Consider the following 16830-nt stretch of genomic DNA (forward strand, 5'->3'; position numbering starts at 1 on the left):
ACACATGTTAAAAATCAAAAAGATTCTCAACAACAACGCGGTCATCGTCTCGGACGAGGGTGAAGAAAAAATCGCCATCGGACCGGGTGTCGCATTCAAGAAGGCACGCAACGATATCGTCAATCCGCATAAAGTTGAAAAACTGTTCGTCATGTCGGAGAACGATAAGTTTCAACAACTGTTGACGCGGATTCCAATCGAGCACTTCACGATTTCAGAAGAAATCATTTCGCATGCGGAAAAACGGCTCGAGACGACGTTCAACGAACACATCCATATCGTTCTCACCGATCACATCTCGTTTGCCATCGAACGCGAGCAAGAAGGTATCTCGCTCCGGAACAAACTGTTGAACGAGATCAAGATTTTATATCGCAACGAGTACGAGATCGGACTATGGGCGCTTCACCTCATCGAGGACAAACTCGGCGTCAAGATGCCGAAAGATGAGGCGGCCTTCATCGCGCTCCACATCCATACACTAAAAGTGAAGGGAGGTGATTTACGCAAGACGGTCAAACAGACGACAATCGTACGTGACATGATTCAATCGATTTCGAGACGGCTCGATCTATCTATAGAAGAAGATGACTTATCCTATCAACGCTTATTAACTCATTTACGATTCGTCATGGATCGGGTCAACCATTACGATCACCATACGATCGACGAAGATATGCTTCTCATGATTCAAACGAAGTTCTCGTCGGCCTATGCATGTGCGTCTGACGTCGCCAACGAAATGGAAGACTTATACGGCATCGTCTTGCCCGAATCAGAGCTCGGTTATATCACGCTCCACATTCAACGCTTGCAAGATCAACACCATCAAAAAGGAGGACATTTACAATGATGAATTATTTACAACGTCTCGGACGTTCTCTCATGTTGCCGGTTGCGGTACTTCCGGCCGCTGCCATCCTCATGGGGATTGGTTACTGGATTGACCCATCTGGTTGGGGATCTGGTAATGTGATTGCTGCTTTCCTCATTAAAGCAGGGGCAGCCATCATCGACAATATTCCAATTCTCTTCGCCGTCGGGGTCGGATTAGGAATGGCTAAAAATCGTGACGGTTCGGCCGCACTGAGCGGACTTGTCGCGTTCCTTACTATCACGACTCTTCTTTCTTCAGGATCAGTCGCCCTCTTCCAAAGCATCGATTTAGAAGCGGTAAACCCTGCATTTAGTCGAATTGAGAATGCATTTATCGGAATTTTATCAGGTCTTGTCGCCGCATCGATGTATAATCGCTTCAGTCACGTCCAGTTACCAGATGCACTCGCGTTCTTCAGCGGCAAGCGTCTTGTCCCGATTATGACGGCGTTCTCGATGATTCTCGTCTCGGTCGCCCTCTACTTCGTCTGGCCGGTCGTGTACACAGGACTCGTCGGATTCGGGGAAACGATCTCGAAAATGGGCGCGATCGGTGCTGGACTTTACGGATTCTTCAACCGCTTGTTGATCCCGACAGGTCTTCACCATGCCTTGAACTCGGTGTTCTGGTTCGATGTTGCCGGCATCAATGATATCGGTAACTTCTGGTCAGGCGAAGGCGTGAAAGGAATCACTGGTCGCTATCAAGCCGGGTTCTTCCCGATCATGATGTTTGGTCTTCCGGCCGCAGCCCTCGCCATGTACCACACTGCGAAAACGAAACGGAAGAAACAAGCAGCCTCACTTCTTCTCGCAGCTGGATTTGCAGCCTTCTTTACAGGTGTCACGGAACCGCTCGAATTCTCGTTCATGTTCCTCGCACCAGTTCTCTACCTCGTCCACGCGGTCTTGACTGGAGTCTCGCTCTTCATCGCCGCAACGTTCCAATGGACGGCAGGTTTTACCTTTAGCGCCGGTTTCGTCGATTTCTTTCTCAGCTCACGGTTGCCGCTGGCGAATCAGCCTTATATGTTGATTGTTCAAGGTCTCTTCTTTGCGGTCGTTTACTACTTTGTCTTCCGCTTCATGATTGTCAAATTCAATTTGGCGACGCCTGGTCGTGAGTCAGACGAAGCGGTTGACGCGGTCGCAACCGAAACTGCTCCTGAAGGCGGAACGAAGACAGCTCCAGTTGCTGCCGGCGGTCAATATTCAGCGATGGCAGCGATGATTTACGATGGTCTCGGTGGCGATCAAAACGTCACAGGCATCGAGTCATGTGTCACACGTCTCCGCGTCGATGTGAAAGACATGGATACGGTCGACCAAGCCCAAATCAAGAAAGCGGGCATCCCTGGTATCAAGGTTGTCAGCCCGAACCATATTCAAGTCATCGTCGGAACGAACGTCCAATTCGTCCTCGAAGAGATTGAAAAACTCCGGAGCCATCGCGCCGGGTAACTGACGAAAGCCACCTCGCGCGCGAGGTGGCTTTTTACTGCCTTTGCTCATATGTTTTGTAAAATTGAATCAAAAAGTAAAGAAAGATCCATGGCAACACGTATGTCGTCATCCACATGAATGACTCGAAGAGTAATCGCCACGGGTTAAATCCGAAAAAACCGAGGACAGATAGCCCGATGAACAGCGCTAGTCCGATGCCTATGTACTTGATAAATGCTTGAATCTCACTCACTCCTTTTCCATTTTTCTCCATGATATCATATAAAAAAATCGGCCATGTTCATGGCCGATCCAGACTGTAGACAAAACATTGTCTGCAGTCTTTTTTATTTGCCCGACCGGGCACAGCTCGCTTTTCTGGGGGCAAGCAGGGAGCCGCATCGCGACTTTGTCGCTGCTGGGTCTCCCTTTGCTTGCTAATCCCCTGGAAGTCTCGCGTGCCCGCAGTCGGCCCACGCATCAATCCCTCTTTTCGTAACGTCGTCGCTTTTTTATAATGGGAGATATAGAAACAGTTATGGAGGCGAATCGGATGATCAGGAAATCAACAGAATCGGAAACCAATCGGACACAACTGGAAATGGTCACGCTCGACGAGCTTGTGCCAGCGGACCATCTGGTCCGAAAAATCGAGGCGGTGATCGACTTTGAGTTCATCTATCCGCTCGTGGAGGACTTATATTCTGAGGACCGTGGCCGGCCAAGCGTCGACCCTGTCGTCCTGATCAAGATGGCCTTCCTTCAGTACCTGTTCGGTATCCGATCCATGCGACAGACGATTCGTGAGATCGAGACGAACGTCGCATACCGTTGGTTTCTCGGGTTCGGGTTCACGGACAAGGTGCCACATTTCTCGACGTTCGGGAAGAACTATGTGCGTCGGTTCCAGTACACGAGCTTGTTCGACGACATCTTCTATCATATCCTTGAACAGGCTGCTGACGCAGGGTTCATCGATCGTGCCGTCCTATTCGTCGACTCGACACACGTCAAAGCGAACGCAAACAAGCGGAAGCTCGTCAAGAAGACCGTCCGGCAAGAGGTGAAGCACTATCAAGAACAACTCGATGCCGAGGTCGAGCGAGACCGCGAAGAAAGTGGAAAGAAGCCCTTAGGGCCAAAAAAGAATCAGGCGGAGGAGACGAAGGAAATCAAGGTCAGCACGACAGACCCTGAGAGTGGATATTACGTGAAGGGTGAGCGTGAGAAGCAGTTCGCTTACTCGGTCCATGCGGCGAGCGACGCCCATGGGTTCGTGCTCGGTGCTATCGTCACACCGGGTAACGTGCACGATAGTGTAGCGTTCCCCGATCTGCTCGACAAGGTCTCCGACCGCCTGATTCAACCGTTCGCCGTCGCCGCCGACTCCGCCTATAAAAATCCGGCCATTGCCAAGCTGCTGATTGACCGTGGGATCCTGCCGGTCTTCCCATACACCCGCCCGAAGGGTAAGAAGGGCGCCTTCAAGACCAAGGATTTCATCTACGACGAGCACCATGACGTCTACATCTGCCCAAACAACGAGTTATTAACGTACAGCACGACGATGCGCGAGGGGAAACGCAAGTACGTCTCGAATCCTGCGGTTTGTGTGAACTGCCCGCTGCTCGAGCAGTGCACGAAGAGCCAGAAGCACCAGCGGATCATCGAGCGGCACCTCTGGCAACCCTATATGGACGAGGTCGAAGACCTCCGCCACACGGAATTGAACCGCAACATCTATGACCGTCGTAAACAGACGGTCGAGCGCGTGTTCGCGGACGCAAAAGAGAAGCATGGCATGCGTTGGACCCGTTATCGGGGACTTGAAAAAGTTTCAATGCAGGCGATGCTTACTTTTGCTGCCCTCAATCTTAAGAAGATGGCGGGCTGGGCATGGAAGAACGCCCAGCCCGCCTGAAAAGGGGCTCGGGCAGAGCGCCTCAAGGCCCGAAAACGACAAAGTCACGTTTCAGTTCGCCTGAAACGTGACTTTGTCTACAATCTGAATCGGCCATGTTCATGGCCGATCCATAGACGCGTTTGACCGTTTTAATCATGTACCCTCTTCCACTCAGCTCTTCTTTTTGGCTGACATCAACATGAGCGAAACCGTGATGGAATAAATCAATAAAAATAGGACAATGCCTAACTCAAGTGCCGACTCAAACATGAGGTCCCCTCCAATCCGTCCTCTTTTTACTATCATTCCCATTCAAGATCAATACAAACTGGATTTGCGAGATGAGCTGCACCCCTTCACAAGTCTCTTCACATACAAAAAAAGCCCTCTTTCTAAAAAAGAGGACCTTCGTTATGCACTACATACTTCGCAGTCTGGCAATCCGTTCAGCCGGGTTCGGATGCGTCGAGAACAGACCACTCAGCTTTTTCTTAAGCGGGTCTGAAAAGTAGAGCGACGCCGAAGCGCGTGAGGCTTCCTTGACCGGTGTTTGGATATTCGCGATTTTCTCTAAAGCCGACGCGAGCGCATCCGGATTACGCGTCAACTCAGCCCCGCTCGCATCCGCCAAAAACTCGCGATTTCGTGAGATGGCCAAATTGACGAGGGTGGCGATGAGCGGCGCAAGAATCAATAACACCAGCCCGACGATCATAAAAATCGGGTTTTGGTTGTTGTCGCGGCGCCCGCCCACACTCCGGAAAAAGAGCATCCGGGAGCCGATATCGCTCATGATGGCGATGACCGAGACGAGGGCGAGCGTCACCGTCGCCAATCGTACATCGTAATTTTTAATATGAGCGACTTCATGGGCGATGACACCTTCGACTTCTTCTCGCGTCAACTGATCGAGCAGTCCGGTCGTCACGGCGACGGCCGCCTTCTCTGGTTTCAGGCCGGTTGCGAACGCGTTCGGTGACGCATCTTTGATGATGAAGATGCGTGGCATCGGGACGCGCGCGACCATCGCCATGTTCTCGACGGTGTGCCAGAGAAACCGATGCTGGTCGACCGACGTAATCTCTTGGGCATGGTTCATTTTCATGACGATGTTCGTGCTCGACATGATGACGATCCCGATATAAAACAGGGAGAACACCGGCGTGAAGATGAGACCCGGGAGCGGATCACCGTAATTCAAATACGAGATCACCACCCCGACCCCTAAGACGAGAAGGACGAATCCGGCCACGATGAACACGGTCTTGATTTTGTTTTTCCGAATCTGTTCATACAGGATCATCGTCGCCACTCCAATCCATTAGAATGAGACACGCACGTTTTCACGTTCTTCTTCACGCGCTTCAAGCATGTCACGTTTTTCAAAGTTGTGGACCGAGGCGATGATGTTCGTCGGGACCGATTCGACTTTCGTGTTATATTTCATGACCGTATTGTTATACAACTGTCGTGAGTAGGCGACTTTGTTTTCAGTCTGTGTCAGTTCTTCTTGCAGCATTTTAAAGTTTTCGTTCGCTTTCAAGTCCGGATACGCCTCACGGAGAGCGAACAAGTTTTTCAACGCGCCACTCAATTGATCGTTCACTTCCATCTGTTCTTGACGGCTCGTCTTCGACCCAAGCTGATTCCGGAGCTCGACGACTTTGGCGAGCGTCTCTTGCTCATGCTTGGCATAGCCCTTCACCGTTTCGACCAAGTTCGGAATCAAATCGTAACGCCGTTTCAGCTGCACATCAATCTGTGCCCACGCCTCGTCGACCCAGTTCCGATACTTGACGAGTCCGTTGTACATCGAAAAATAGATGAACGCCAAGACAGCGATGATACCGATTGCAATAATCCAACCCATTTCGACACCTCATTTCATGATTTTCTCCTGTATTAATTCCCTTTTGTCGTATACCATAAGCATAACTTACACGAAATATAAAATGACTCATAGTAATCACTTGAAGTACCGCTCAGACGACTTCAACCTCTTACTAACTAAATACGCGTAGTCTATGAAGTTGGTTTCAAAAAAATGATTAATTGATAGGAGTGCTCTCCATGTTTGTTGCTGACCTTGATGCACGTTTAACAGAATTATACGACGAGATGGTGACGCTCCGCCGCCACTTCCATCAACATCCCGAACTTTCCTTCGAAGAACGGGAGACACCACGGACAATCGCGGCCTATTTACGCGACCTCGGCCTGGACGTTCGCGAACACGTCGGTGGCAACGGTGTTGTCGCACGCATTCATGGCGGCGAAGGCCCGACCATCGCATTTCGTGCCGACTTTGACGCCTTGCCGATTCAAGATTTAAAAGACGTTCCGTACCGCTCGAAAGTGAACGGTTCGATGCACGCCTGCGGTCATGACGCCCATACGGCGACGTTGCTCGTCCTTGCGAAAGCGCTCACGGAGATTGATCTTCCCGGAGATGTCGTGCTCATCCACCAGTTTGCGGAAGAACTCGCGCCGGGTGGGGCCAAACCGATGATTGAAGACGGCTGCCTCGACGGGGTCGACTACATTTACGGTTCACATATTTGGACCCCGCTTCCATTCGGCACGATTGGTGTGAAGACAGGACCGATTATGGCGGCGGCCGATCGCTTCGAACTGACAATCAAAGGCAAAGGTGGGCATGGCGCCATCCCGCAACACACGGTCGATGCCGTCATGGTCGGAACGAATATCGTCAGCCAGTTGCAACAAGTGATCAGCCGTCGAATCGACCCGCTCGAACCGGCCGTCTTGACGGTCGGCACGTTCGTTGCCGGGCAAGCGTTCAACGTCATCGCCGATGAAGCGAAGCTATCCGGTACGGTACGGACGTTCACACCGGAGACGCAAACGCGCATCATTGCCGAGATGGAACGGACCATCGCCCACATCTGTTCGGCGAGCGAAGCACACTACGAGCTCGACTATATCCGGGGCTACCCCGCCGTCATCAACCATCCCCTCGAGACGGATCATGTCCGTCGTAGTGCAGCGCGCGTCGTCGGCACGGATGGCGTCATCGAGATGTCCCCCCTGATGGTCGGAGAGGACTTTGCCTACTATATGCAACACGTACCGGGCAGCTTCTTCTTCACAGGAGCCGGCAACCCGGAAATCGGTGCCGTCTTCCCTCATCATCATCCCCGCTTCGATGTCGACGAACGAGCGATGCTCCATACCGCCCGCATCCTCATGCAGGCGGCGTTCGAGACGTGGAGCATGCACAAAAAAGAAGACTGACGCGGCGTCAGTCTTCTTTTGTTTGTTCAGGCAACATCGACACGAGCACTTGATCGACACGTTTGCCGTCCATATCGACGACCTCGAATCGAAGACCATATGCCTCGACAACGTCCCCTCGTTTCGGGAAGTCGCCGAGCGAGTAAATGACGAGTCCGGCGAGCGTATGATATGAGTTGCGACCTTCATCGAAACGATTGTCCCGAATTCCGAATGTCCGCTTCAAATCCTCAATCCCGAGCAGGCCATCAGCCAAGTACGTCCCGTCTTCACGGCGCACGACTTCCGGCGTTTCTTCTTCAATCATCACTTCGCCGACAATTTCTTCTAGAATATCGAACAACGTGACCATCCCGAGGAATCCACCGTACTCATCGAGCACGAAGGCGATTTCGACGCCATTCTTTTGCATCATCTGCAACACTTGGCTCGCTTCTCGCTGTTTTGGCACGATGAGCGGTTGTTTGATTCGCTTCAAAATTTGTGACGGCTCCCGAAGCGTCGACAACGTCAAAATGTCACGGACATCGATATAGCCGACGAACTCGTCGAGCGTATCGCGCCCGACCGGGAGTTTATTGTGTTTACTTTCATAAATCGATTTCTTGATATCGTCCATATCGTCTTCAAGGTCGACCCATTCGAGCGTCGTCCGCGGTTGCATCAATTCATAGATCAATTGGTCATGGAATGCAAACACACGCTCGACCTGTTGCACTTCTTCGTGTGCGAACGCCCCTTGTTGGGCACCTTCGAACAAGAGTTGCTTGATTTCGAGCTCGGTCTCGCCACTCGATTGCTCCGCTTTCAAGCCAAGCAATTTGAAAAGGAAGAGTGTCGACTTCGATAAGATCCAGATGAACGGTCGCATCACTTTACTAAATAAGTCGAGTGCTGGAATAATCGACATCGTGACTTTTTCCGGGGCCACGAGGGCAATCCGTTTCGGCACGAGTTCACCGATAATGAGCGACAAGTACGTGATGATCGTGACAACGACGACGTAACCGACGGTTGGTGCGTATTGGGCACTCATTCCGAGCTGTGCGAACAAATCGCCGAGCGGTGCCGAGAAACGCGCCCCACCGTAAGCCCCGTTGATAATCCCGATCAACGTGATTCCGACTTGGACCGTCGATAACAGGTCGGTCGGATCTTTTGAATACTTGAGTGCGATTTCGGCGCTGCGTTTACCACGGCTCGCCTCGACTTCAAGTTTGGTCGGTTTGGACGAGATCAGTGCGATTTCCGTCATCGCGAAAATCCCGTTCAACACGATCAAGAATAAAACGATCAGTAAATCGATCACTATGGAAGAATCCACCGTTTTCATCACCTCTGCGAATATTTCGTACTACAATCTCATCATATCAGAGATTTGTTACTCACCTGTACCCGTTTCACTCGAGAAAAAAGCCCCTTCAACGTGAAGTGGCTTCGGGTGCGGCTTCCTGATGCAGGGCCGCCGCTTGAGATTGTTTGAAGACGATGACACCTAAGAGCAACACCATCAACCCGATGACTTGTCCCGGGGACAGTGACAACTGTTGCATTCCGAACGCTCCCGTTAGGTCGACGGCGAGCGCCCATATCAACTGAGATACGAGAATGATGGACACCGATAGCGTCGGTCCGAGCAATTGAATACTTCGCATCACACAGAAAACGACACCGACCCCGAGCAACCCACCGAGCGCGTATATCGGCGAAATCTTAAATACGCCTTGAAGACTGCCACCGAACAAAGCGAGCGGGACGAGAGATCCAAGCAAGCCGACGATAAAGACGAGCACCGTCGTCGCCCATGCCCCTAAATAAACGTTCATTTTGGCATTGACCGCCGCTTGGACACTAATGAACGCGCCAGCCACTGCCGAACAGATGATTCCTACTATCATGAATGGCCTCCTTATTCGTACAACATGCCATTGGCACGTTCTTTTAATCGACTCGCATCTAAAATCGTCACTTGCGTCCTTGTTCTCTCGACGAGTCCCTCGTCCGCGAACGCCTGCAACGTCCGATTCAAATGGCGATAGCTCGTCCCGAGCCATTCCGCCACTTCTTTTCGTTTTAACTGGCTCATCTCATCTTGGAACAACTCATTCCCTGACTCGCTGAGCGAGACGAGATAGCCCGCCAATCGTTCTTCGAGCGTCGACATGAGATGATTCGATGAGGCGTTCGCTTCGATGAACAATTTCTCAGATACACCGCGCAGAAGATGCTCGGTGAACTCAATCGTTCGGTTATGCGTGCGCAGCACGTCAAAAGGGATGCGCAGACACGTCACCGCTCCGACCGCCTCGACCGTGTGGAGCACATTACGCCCGCTGGCGTATTCGATATCCCCAATCAATGTCGGGGCCATCTTTAAACGGAGCAAACGCAACTTGCCTTCCTCGCTCAACGTATAGATTTTGACCCGTCCTTCTAACACGACGAACAGTGACTCGATCAGGTTATCGTTCGTGCAGAGCATCGCCCCTGACGGATACGTCACAATCGTCGATGCGTCCAGCGTCCGTCTTGAGAACAGGTGGGCCCACCCGAGTCGCTCTAGTGCTGTCTCTAGTTCCATCCGTCTCCCCCTCACGTGAACGTGTAAATGCCAATCCCAACGACCATCAAAACGAGCCCCGTCAATTGACCTTGGTTGACCGGCTTCTGCTTCACACCAAACCACCCGTTCACGTCAATCAAGAACGCCCCAATCAATTGGGCGACGAGTAGGACACAGATTGCCCAGGTGACACCAAGCTGTTGAATCGCAGTCAACTCTCCGAAGACGACGAACACACCGAACAGCCCGCCTAAGCTATAGTACCAAGGCACGCGCCGAAATGCCGTCACATCTGCATCCCGCTTGAACGCGTAAATGAGGAGCGCGAGCACAAGCCCGACAAGATGAACGACCGTGACCGACATCCAGGCGCCGACCGCGTAACCGAGCTTGGCATTGAAAATACCTTGCAATGCGATGAACGTACCCGAGAGCACGGCAAATAAAATCCCCAAACAAATTCCCTCCCATCTCCTCATCTGACTGTACGTGAGATGAAGTACCTTGAAAAGGACATATGTCCAAAAAAAAGACAGCTTAGAAATGATTCCTAAGCTGTCTTTGGGATTATCCGAGCAATTTGACAATCTCTGCACCGACTTGTTCTGACGACTGCGGGTTCTGACCCGTGACAAGGAGTTCGTCCACGGCCACGTTGACAGCCCAGTTGTCGGCGTTATCGAACTTCCCGCCGCGCTCGCGCATCGCCGATTCGAGCAAGAATGGCACCGCTGAATCAAGCTGCATCTCGCGCTCCTCCGCGTCGGTGAATCCTGTCACGCGTTTGTCTTTGACGAGCGGTTCTCCATTGCTCAACTTGACGTTGACAAGACCAATTGGGCCATGACAGACGGCCGCGACGACGTTTCCACTTTCATACGTGTCACGGACGACACGCTGTAGCGTCTCACTGTTCGGGAAGTCGACGACTGTCCCATGTCCGCCTGGAAGGAAGACAGCGTCATACGTGTCATCGGCCACTTGATCAAGTCGGGCCGTATCTTTCAGCAACTGCTTCGTATCCAACACTTCTTGCGGCAAGTCGCCTTCTAAGCTGTTCGCATCGATTGGCACGTCTCCACCCTCGATGCTCGCCACCGTTACTTTATAACCTTGCTTCTCGAATTGAAGGTACGGTGCAGCAAACTCCTCGAGCCAAAGCCCTGTCGCGTGACCGTTCTCTAATTGATTGGCAGAAGTCGAAACAATCAGTACATGTTTAGACATTGTAAATTCCTCCTTCTAAATTAAGCATACGAAAGAGTTGTTCCCGCTATGAATTCGTTCAAACCTTGTAACCCGCAACGATGCTCTTTTTTTGACCCGGTCTTTTTTTTAGAACGGCAAAGGCGAGCACACCATCTATACTGGTCTCATCAGCTGGCAGGAGGGAACGACCGTGATGAAGTACGTACTCGATTGGGGATTTCTTGCCGTCGTCGCTTTGATTGTGTTACTCGTGATCATTGGTGGGTTGTGAAGGAAACTTAGAGCAGTTTCACTGAGATGTCACATGTAGGACTGTTTGAAGGAGGGACTGTATCGGGAACAAACCTAATGTTGTCCTGTCGTCACGGTTACTATAGAAAGGATGTTGAATATGTCAGAACGCGTATTTATCAGTCCGGCCAAGTACGTGCAAGGAAAAAATACAATCGATCGCATCGGCGACCATGTGAGCCATTTCGGGTCCCAGGCTCTCTTGATCGCCGATGACATCGTCTGGCGCTTGATTGGGGAACGGGTGACCGATTCGCTCAAGGCGAGCGGCGTGAACGCTGAAAAGGCCGATTTTGTCGGGGAAGCGTCCCGTCATGAGATTGAACGGATCGCCAAAGCGGCAGCAGAGAGCCATACTGCTTTCGTCATCGGAATGGGCGGCGGAAAAACGCTCGACACGGCGAAAGCCGTTGCCGATGAACTCGACGCCCGCATCGTCATCGTCCCGACCATCGCCTCGACGGATGCGCCGACGAGCGCCTTGTCGGTCATCTATACAGATGAAGGAAACTTTGAAAGCTATCGCTTCTATAAAAAGAACCCGGATTTGGTCCTCGTTGATACGAAATTGATCGCCGAGGCCCCGGCCCGGTTCCTCGCCTCGGGAATTGCCGATGCGCTCGCGACATGGGTCGAGGTCCGAAGCGTCCTCGCCTTCGGCGGGAAAACGATGGCGGGTGGTGTCCCGACGATTGCGGCGGAAGCCATCGCCAAACGCTGCGAAGAGGTGCTGTTCGATTACGGAATCCCTGCTTATGAATCTGTGAAGGCCAAAGTCGTCACACCAGCGCTCGAGTCTGTCGTCGAAGCGAATACACTCCTGAGCGGTCTCGGTTTTGAAAGCGGTGGCCTCGCAGCAGCCCACGCCATTCATAACGGCTTTACCGCCCTCCACGGAGACATCCATCATTTGACGCACGGGGAAAAAGTTGCGTTCGGTACACTCGTTCAACTCGCGCTCGAAGGACGGACGCAAGCCGAGTTCGATCGTTACGTCGCCTTGTATATGGCGCTCGAGTTACCGGTCACACTCGAAGACGTGAAGTTGAAAGATGCTTCCCGTGAAGACATTCTAAAAGTCGGTCAAGCCGCGACCGCGGAAGGTGAGACGATTCATAGCGGATTTGATGTGACCCCTGAACAAGTCGCCGATGCCATCATCGCGGCCGATCGCTACGCCCGCCTGTATCAAAGTAAACTTCAATAAACGAATAACGAGGAACGGCTAGTTGAGCCGTTCCTCGTTCGTTTGTTTGCGGGTGACGAAAGATAGCGCCACCCCGATTGCCATACAACTGACCGTCAAAACGAAAAACGTCAATTGGTTCGCATAGATGATGTTCGTGAACTGGTTCCATCCAGATGCATACGCCGCGTTCTCAGAAACACGGATACCAGCCCGGAGCGAAGCCGCTTGGCCGGCATTGATATAAAGACCGATTCCTGCCATGACGAGACTCCCGACTAAAAGACCGACTCGTCCCAGGCGATGAACAGATTCCACCGTGCGCCGAGCCAGCCGGATGGTGATCCAGATGAACAACAGGACGAACGGCCAACCGATGAGCAAGACGAGCACGTATGGATTCCCTTCGCCCGCCGCTTCTGTGTAGGCGGCGGTCATCGTCTCGCCGAGTTTGAATAATACAAACGTAATGAGCGTGATGATGAACCACGCCTTGATCAATTTCTCCATGACAACACCTCACACCCCAGTATAGCAAAAAACACCATGCGCTTTCGCACACGGTGTCAGGTCAGGCTTTCGGACGGACGGCATAATAAATCAGAATGACGAGCCACGTCCAAACGCCGGTGAAAATCCCGATAATCCCGACGATAAAGAACCCGAGCGGCATCATCGATTTCGTCCGATCATAGTCTTTCCACATGTTCGATAACCCTTTGATGTTGAAATACAAAAAGGCGAAGAACAAGACGAGCAACAATAACGGTAAACCAAAAATGAGTTCCATACGCTCACTCCTTTCTAGTCTCAACCATTCTCTTATACTCAGTGTACTACTTCCCTTCGCACACCACATCGGGCTCGCGCAGTACAGGGAGCAGGTCAAGAGGCGGAGACAGTCCTGTTCATTATTCCCTAATTTCTCTTCTTTTCATCCTTAAAATAACCGGGAAAAGAGGAGTATCCAGCAAAAAGGGGGTCTTTCCTGTGAAGCTCATCCGTGTACTCCTCGTCCTATTGCTCATCTTCCCCGTCACGTCCACGTTCGCGGCGACACCGTCACCTCAGCCAGGCTATACGATCAAGACGACGAAACTATATTGGCGGGCGATGCAATCATCCCCGGTCGCCAAAACATTATCCACAAACACACCCGTCCGTTACACGGTCTATAACCGAAGTTGGTCGAACGTCTACATCAATGACACACGCTATTACACCCCGTCGAGCAACTTGAAGGCCGGCATCCCAAAACTTACGACCACGGAACGGCTTCGGCTCGTCAATAAACAACACGGACTGTCGAGCACGTATCGATCTCGTCAACTCGTCACGTTGACCATACCGACCGTTTACGCGAAAGGAAGCGAGCGCACCCTCATGGCCGCTGAAGCCGCCCACGCCCTAGCCCGCCTTTATTACGCCGGTCGAAAAGAAGGACACACGCTTTATGCGCTCAGTGCCTATCGATCCTACGCCACCCAGAAATCGCTCTACACGTATTGGGTCAATACCCGCGGCACGGCGTACGCCTCGAAGTATGTCGCCCGCCCTGGCTATAGCGAGCATCAGACCGGACTTGCCGTCGATATGACAAGTGCGCGGATGCAGATGGGGCTCTATGCCTCGTTCGACCAGACCCCGGAAGGCAAATGGATGCTTCAACAGGCGCACCGTTACGGCTTCATCGTTCGCTATCCGAAAGGCAAAGAGACGATTACCGGCTACAACTACGAGCCATGGCACCTCCGTTACGTCGGCGTGAAAGAAGCGACGACGATGAAACAAAAAAACTGGACGTTCGAGGAGTGGTGGGCGAAACGTTGACGCGAGCATCTGGAGCGAGGCATTTCATGCGTTCAAGGTATAATGGACGCGTATGATATCGTAGAGGAGGACATGTGCATGTGGATTGTCATGAACAAGCTAGACGTTGAAAAAGGAAAAGTCGCTGCGGTCACGGCCCGTTTCCAGACGACGAAAGGCATCGAGTCGATGGATGGGTTTGTCCGGATGCAAGTCTTGACCGATACGTCGGATGAGGCGAAAGATCAAGTCGTCATCATGACGACTTGGCGCGATGCGGCGAGCTTCGAAAATTGGCGCGACAGCGGAGCATATAAACATGCCCATAAAAAACGGGACGACGGCACTTCTGAAGTGAAGCCCATCGTCCTTGGAAACACGGTCACCCAATATGAGGTCGCCATCGAGCACGGCGCCTCATCCGATGACGTATAAAATATCTTGCGGCCGGATAATACCGAGCAGCGGTTCATCTTCTTGCCCCGTCTCGGTGATCAACAAGGCGTCGAGACGGACCCCATCTTTCATGTTGATGAAATGATGGTGCGCCTCGATGACCGACGTCTCTTTCGCGATAAACCGATACCGTCGCAGGTGCGGGTCGTGATGGAGCACGTGCTTGACTTGAACGCCTTCGAGTGACATATGCGGCCCGTCGACCGTTTCGGCGAGCCAGCTGGTCACTCCTTTTTTCGTCAATAATCCGCGCCACGTGCCGTCATGATTATAGACAGGGAACTGCGAGTAGTTCTTATCCCGAATCTCACCGAGCACCTTGACCAACGAGTCGTCGGCGTCGAACGTCGTCACGATTTTACGAAACATCGGGATGACTTGACGCGGATGGAGGAGTTCTTTTTCCACCTCGAGAATCAAATTGACGATCGATTCATGCGGTTCGGCGATGATGAAGTCCGGCTCCCGACGCTCGTGGACGATGGCGTTCCGCAACTGACTCATTTGATGTAAATCTTCTTTATACCGGTCGATAATCGGATTATGTTTGGCGAGACGATTGACCATGTTACTGAAACTAAAATGTTGCCCGTTCCCCATCTCTCGACTCAAATAATCCTCAATCCGGTGATACGACGCGATAAATTCTTCAGCTCGACTCATATATTCACACTCCTTATCGCCTATATATACCCTATTTTTTTCGAGTCCGAGCAGGAAACGGTGATCCAATCTCGAATCAACAATAAATCATCTTTGAAATGGAGGCGGTCTCATGGCAACCCCGGTCTCGCAAATGACACCGATCCCGAATAAGGACGCCTTCCGTTCCGGCATGCGCGCCGGTATCCCCGTCGCCGTCGGCTACATCCCGATCGCCATCGCCTTCGGCCTGCTAGCGAAATCCTTCGATATGCCGAACGTTATCACGCTCGCCATGTCTTTATTCATCTTTGCCGGTGCCAGTCAGTTTATCGGCGTTCAATTGATTATGGCCGGTTCGATGTATTGGGAAATCATCTTAACGACATTCATCCTGAACTTGCGGCACTTTCTTATGTCGGCGTCGTTGTCCCAACGTCTCGAGACGACCTCGAATCGATTTCTGGCCGCCATCGCGTTCGGGGTGACCGATGAGACGTTCAGTGTCGCCTCGACACGTGATGAGTCTACGCGCGGCCACTTTGTGCTCGGATTGAATATGATTGCTTTTCTCGCTTGGAACATCGGGACATGGATTGGTGTCTTTCTCGCCTTTGGCTTGCCCGCCTCCGTCCAAGCGAGTATGGGCATCGCGCTGTACGCCATGTTCATCGGGCTACTCGTCCCATCGCTCACCCGCAAACCGGTCATCGTCGTAGCGGCGATTGCCGTTTTGACACAAGCCACTCTCTATTTCGGCATCGCTCCGTTCATTCCGTTGTCATCCGGCTTAAGCATCATCCTGGCCACGATTGTCGCCGCTGGAGCCGGAGCCTTGCTGTATAAGGAGGACGAAACATGATCAGCCTCTTGTTGCTCGTCCTGGCCATGGCGCTTGTCACGTACATCCCGCGACTCGTGCCGCTTCTTTGGCTCCGGGACATGAAACTACCTCCGCTCTTGAAGCGATTTTTACTCTTCACGCCTTATGCAGTGCTCGCAAGTCTCATTTTCCCGGGCATCCTCCAAGCGACGACTAGTCTCACGTCGGCTGTGGCGGGTGGGGCGGTCGCAGCAGCGCTCGCATTACTTCGGGTCAACTTGATGCTCGTCGTCATTGGCGGCATCGCCGGGGTGTATCTCATTGATATGTTCCTCTAACAAACAGGTCCGCCCAATTTGGGCGGACCTGTTTGT

Annotated in this window: 20 protein-coding genes; 9 read left to right on the forward strand and 11 right to left on the reverse strand. The window is 52.2% G+C overall.

Translation table 11 applies throughout. The annotated features are described in order from the left end of the window. The first annotated feature begins 4 nt into the window (after positions 1-4). Both NMQ00_RS15095 and nagE read left to right on the forward strand, forming a co-directional pair. Positions 5-853 carry a PRD domain-containing protein gene (locus tag NMQ00_RS15095; protein WP_255177336.1) on the forward strand — a complete coding sequence of 283 codons (849 nt, stop codon included), beginning with the start codon at positions 5-7 and terminating at the stop codon, positions 851-853. After that, on the forward strand, positions 850-2337 hold the full coding sequence (nagE, locus tag NMQ00_RS15100) for an N-acetylglucosamine-specific PTS transporter subunit IIBC (RefSeq protein WP_255177337.1): 1488 nt from the start codon (positions 850-852) through the stop codon (positions 2335-2337). Before NMQ00_RS15095 ends, nagE begins: the two co-directional genes overlap by 4 nt. Positions 2338-2371: 34 nt before the next feature. Here the strand turns inward: nagE and NMQ00_RS15105 are convergent, their stop codons facing one another. Next, on the reverse strand, positions 2372-2572 hold the full coding sequence (locus NMQ00_RS15105; RefSeq protein WP_255177338.1) for a hypothetical protein: 201 nt from the start codon (positions 2570-2572) through the stop codon (positions 2372-2374). 300 nt (positions 2573-2872) lie between these two features. Between NMQ00_RS15105 and NMQ00_RS15110 the strand changes: the two genes are divergently transcribed. Then, on the forward strand, positions 2873-4240 hold the full coding sequence (locus tag NMQ00_RS15110; RefSeq protein ID WP_214794160.1) for an IS1182 family transposase: 1368 nt from the start codon (positions 2873-2875) through the stop codon (positions 4238-4240). Positions 4241-4640: 400 nt separating this feature from the next. Here the strand turns inward: NMQ00_RS15110 and htpX are convergent, their stop codons facing one another. Beyond that, positions 4641-5522 carry a zinc metalloprotease HtpX gene (gene htpX, locus NMQ00_RS15115; protein ID WP_255178733.1) on the reverse strand — a complete coding sequence of 294 codons (882 nt, stop codon included), beginning with the start codon at positions 5520-5522 and terminating at the stop codon, positions 4641-4643. Positions 5523-5543: 21 nt separating this feature from the next. Beyond that, the gene (locus tag NMQ00_RS15120) at positions 5544-6092 is read right to left on the reverse strand and encodes a LemA family protein (protein WP_255177339.1); all 549 of its coding nucleotides are present in this window, start codon (positions 6090-6092) and stop codon (positions 5544-5546) included. A gap of 200 nt (positions 6093-6292) precedes the next feature. Between NMQ00_RS15120 and NMQ00_RS15125 the strand changes: the two genes are divergently transcribed. Beyond that, the gene (locus NMQ00_RS15125; RefSeq protein ID WP_255177340.1) at positions 6293-7477 is read left to right on the forward strand and encodes a M20 metallopeptidase family protein; all 1185 of its coding nucleotides are present in this window, start codon (positions 6293-6295) and stop codon (positions 7475-7477) included. 7 nt (positions 7478-7484) lie between these two features. Here the strand turns inward: NMQ00_RS15125 and NMQ00_RS15130 are convergent, their stop codons facing one another. The 5 genes from NMQ00_RS15130 to NMQ00_RS15150 form a co-directional block, all read right to left on the reverse strand. Further along, positions 7485-8810 carry a hemolysin family protein gene (locus NMQ00_RS15130; RefSeq protein ID WP_255178734.1) on the reverse strand — a complete coding sequence of 442 codons (1326 nt, stop codon included), beginning with the start codon at positions 8808-8810 and terminating at the stop codon, positions 7485-7487. An 88-nt stretch (positions 8811-8898) separates the two neighbouring features. Then, positions 8899-9375, reverse strand: a complete 477-nt coding sequence (locus tag NMQ00_RS15135) for a DMT family transporter (protein WP_255177341.1) — start codon at positions 9373-9375, stop codon at positions 8899-8901. Positions 9376-9386: 11 nt separating this feature from the next. Further along, positions 9387-10058 (reverse strand): Crp/Fnr family transcriptional regulator, encoded by a 672-nt coding sequence (locus NMQ00_RS15140; protein ID WP_255177342.1) that lies wholly within the window; start codon positions 10056-10058, stop codon positions 9387-9389. An 11-nt stretch (positions 10059-10069) separates the two neighbouring features. Then, on the reverse strand, positions 10070-10495 hold the full coding sequence (locus tag NMQ00_RS15145) for a DMT family transporter (protein ID WP_255177343.1): 426 nt from the start codon (positions 10493-10495) through the stop codon (positions 10070-10072). A 112-nt stretch (positions 10496-10607) separates the two neighbouring features. Beyond that, a complete protein-coding gene (locus NMQ00_RS15150) occupies positions 10608-11267 on the reverse strand; it encodes a type 1 glutamine amidotransferase domain-containing protein (protein WP_255177344.1) in 660 nt (219 codons plus the stop codon). 373 nt (positions 11268-11640) lie between these two features. Between NMQ00_RS15150 and NMQ00_RS15155 the strand changes: the two genes are divergently transcribed. Then, positions 11641-12747 (forward strand): glycerol dehydrogenase, encoded by a 1107-nt coding sequence (locus tag NMQ00_RS15155; protein WP_255177345.1) that lies wholly within the window; start codon positions 11641-11643, stop codon positions 12745-12747. Positions 12748-12765: 18 nt separating this feature from the next. Here NMQ00_RS15155 and NMQ00_RS15160 read toward each other — a convergent pair whose 3' ends face one another. Together NMQ00_RS15160 and NMQ00_RS15165 are read right to left on the reverse strand one after the other, a co-directional pair. Next, positions 12766-13236, reverse strand: a complete 471-nt coding sequence (locus NMQ00_RS15160) for a hypothetical protein (RefSeq protein WP_255177346.1) — start codon at positions 13234-13236, stop codon at positions 12766-12768. Between the two features lie 61 nt (positions 13237-13297). Further along, the gene (locus tag NMQ00_RS15165) at positions 13298-13516 is read right to left on the reverse strand and encodes a hypothetical protein (RefSeq protein ID WP_034780509.1); all 219 of its coding nucleotides are present in this window, start codon (positions 13514-13516) and stop codon (positions 13298-13300) included. Positions 13517-13716: 200 nt separating this feature from the next. Here NMQ00_RS15165 and NMQ00_RS15170 point away from each other — a divergent pair, with 200 nt between their 5' ends. Both NMQ00_RS15170 and NMQ00_RS15175 read left to right on the forward strand, forming a co-directional pair. Beyond that, complete coding sequence (locus NMQ00_RS15170) at positions 13717-14556, forward strand: M15 family metallopeptidase (RefSeq protein WP_255177347.1); 840 nt, start codon at positions 13717-13719, stop codon at positions 14554-14556. Between the two features lie 78 nt (positions 14557-14634). After that, positions 14635-14970: an antibiotic biosynthesis monooxygenase gene (locus NMQ00_RS15175; RefSeq protein WP_255177348.1), complete on the forward strand. Its 336-nt coding sequence runs from the start codon at positions 14635-14637 to the stop codon at positions 14968-14970. Here NMQ00_RS15175 and NMQ00_RS15180 read toward each other — a convergent pair. Continuing rightward, complete coding sequence (locus NMQ00_RS15180) at positions 14953-15654, reverse strand: CBS domain-containing protein (RefSeq protein ID WP_255177349.1); 702 nt, start codon at positions 15652-15654, stop codon at positions 14953-14955. The two genes, NMQ00_RS15175 and NMQ00_RS15180, sit on opposite strands and share 18 nt — an antisense overlap. Before the next feature lie 112 nt (positions 15655-15766). On the opposite strand from NMQ00_RS15180, the gene NMQ00_RS15185 reads away from it, so the two are divergent. Together NMQ00_RS15185 and NMQ00_RS15190 are read left to right on the forward strand one after the other, a co-directional pair. Beyond that, positions 15767-16495, forward strand: a complete 729-nt coding sequence (locus tag NMQ00_RS15185) for an AzlC family ABC transporter permease (protein ID WP_255177350.1) — start codon at positions 15767-15769, stop codon at positions 16493-16495. Then, positions 16492-16794, forward strand: coding sequence for an AzlD domain-containing protein (locus NMQ00_RS15190; protein ID WP_255177351.1), 303 nt, complete (start codon positions 16492-16494; stop codon positions 16792-16794). Before NMQ00_RS15185 ends, NMQ00_RS15190 begins: the two co-directional genes overlap by 4 nt. Positions 16795-16830 lie beyond the last annotated feature (36 nt).

It is taken from the genome of Exiguobacterium aurantiacum (assembly GCF_024362205.1).
Classification (GTDB): domain Bacteria; phylum Bacillota; class Bacilli; order Exiguobacteriales; family Exiguobacteriaceae; genus Exiguobacterium; species Exiguobacterium aurantiacum_B.

Coding starts and splice junctions, on each gene's coding strand:
- NMQ00_RS15095 (WP_255177336.1), top strand. CDS start 5: ATGTTAAAAATCAAAAAGATTCTCAACAACAACGCGGTCATCGTCTCG.
- nagE (WP_255177337.1), top strand. CDS start 850: ATGATGAATTATTTACAACGTCTCGGACGTTCTCTCATGTTGCCGGTT.
- NMQ00_RS15110 (WP_214794160.1), top strand. CDS start 2,873: ATGATCAGGAAATCAACAGAATCGGAAACCAATCGGACACAACTGGAA.
- NMQ00_RS15120 (WP_255177339.1), bottom strand. CDS start 6,092: ATGGGTTGGATTATTGCAATCGGTATCATCGCTGTCTTGGCGTTCATC.
- NMQ00_RS15125 (WP_255177340.1), top strand. CDS start 6,293: ATGTTTGTTGCTGACCTTGATGCACGTTTAACAGAATTATACGACGAG.
- NMQ00_RS15130 (WP_255178734.1), bottom strand. CDS start 8,810: ATGAAAACGGTGGATTCTTCCATAGTGATCGATTTACTGATCGTTTTA.
- NMQ00_RS15135 (WP_255177341.1), bottom strand. CDS start 9,375: ATGATAGTAGGAATCATCTGTTCGGCAGTGGCTGGCGCGTTCATTAGT.
- NMQ00_RS15140 (WP_255177342.1), bottom strand. CDS start 10,058: ATGGAACTAGAGACAGCACTAGAGCGACTCGGGTGGGCCCACCTGTTC.
- NMQ00_RS15150 (WP_255177344.1), bottom strand. CDS start 11,267: ATGTCTAAACATGTACTGATTGTTTCGACTTCTGCCAATCAATTAGAG.
- NMQ00_RS15155 (WP_255177345.1), top strand. CDS start 11,641: ATGTCAGAACGCGTATTTATCAGTCCGGCCAAGTACGTGCAAGGAAAA.
- NMQ00_RS15160 (WP_255177346.1), bottom strand. CDS start 13,236: ATGGAGAAATTGATCAAGGCGTGGTTCATCATCACGCTCATTACGTTT.
- NMQ00_RS15165 (WP_034780509.1), bottom strand. CDS start 13,516: ATGGAACTCATTTTTGGTTTACCGTTATTGTTGCTCGTCTTGTTCTTC.
- NMQ00_RS15175 (WP_255177348.1), top strand. CDS start 14,635: ATGTGGATTGTCATGAACAAGCTAGACGTTGAAAAAGGAAAAGTCGCT.
- NMQ00_RS15180 (WP_255177349.1), bottom strand. CDS start 15,654: ATGAGTCGAGCTGAAGAATTTATCGCGTCGTATCACCGGATTGAGGAT.
- NMQ00_RS15185 (WP_255177350.1), top strand. CDS start 15,767: ATGGCAACCCCGGTCTCGCAAATGACACCGATCCCGAATAAGGACGCC.
- NMQ00_RS15190 (WP_255177351.1), top strand. CDS start 16,492: ATGATCAGCCTCTTGTTGCTCGTCCTGGCCATGGCGCTTGTCACGTAC.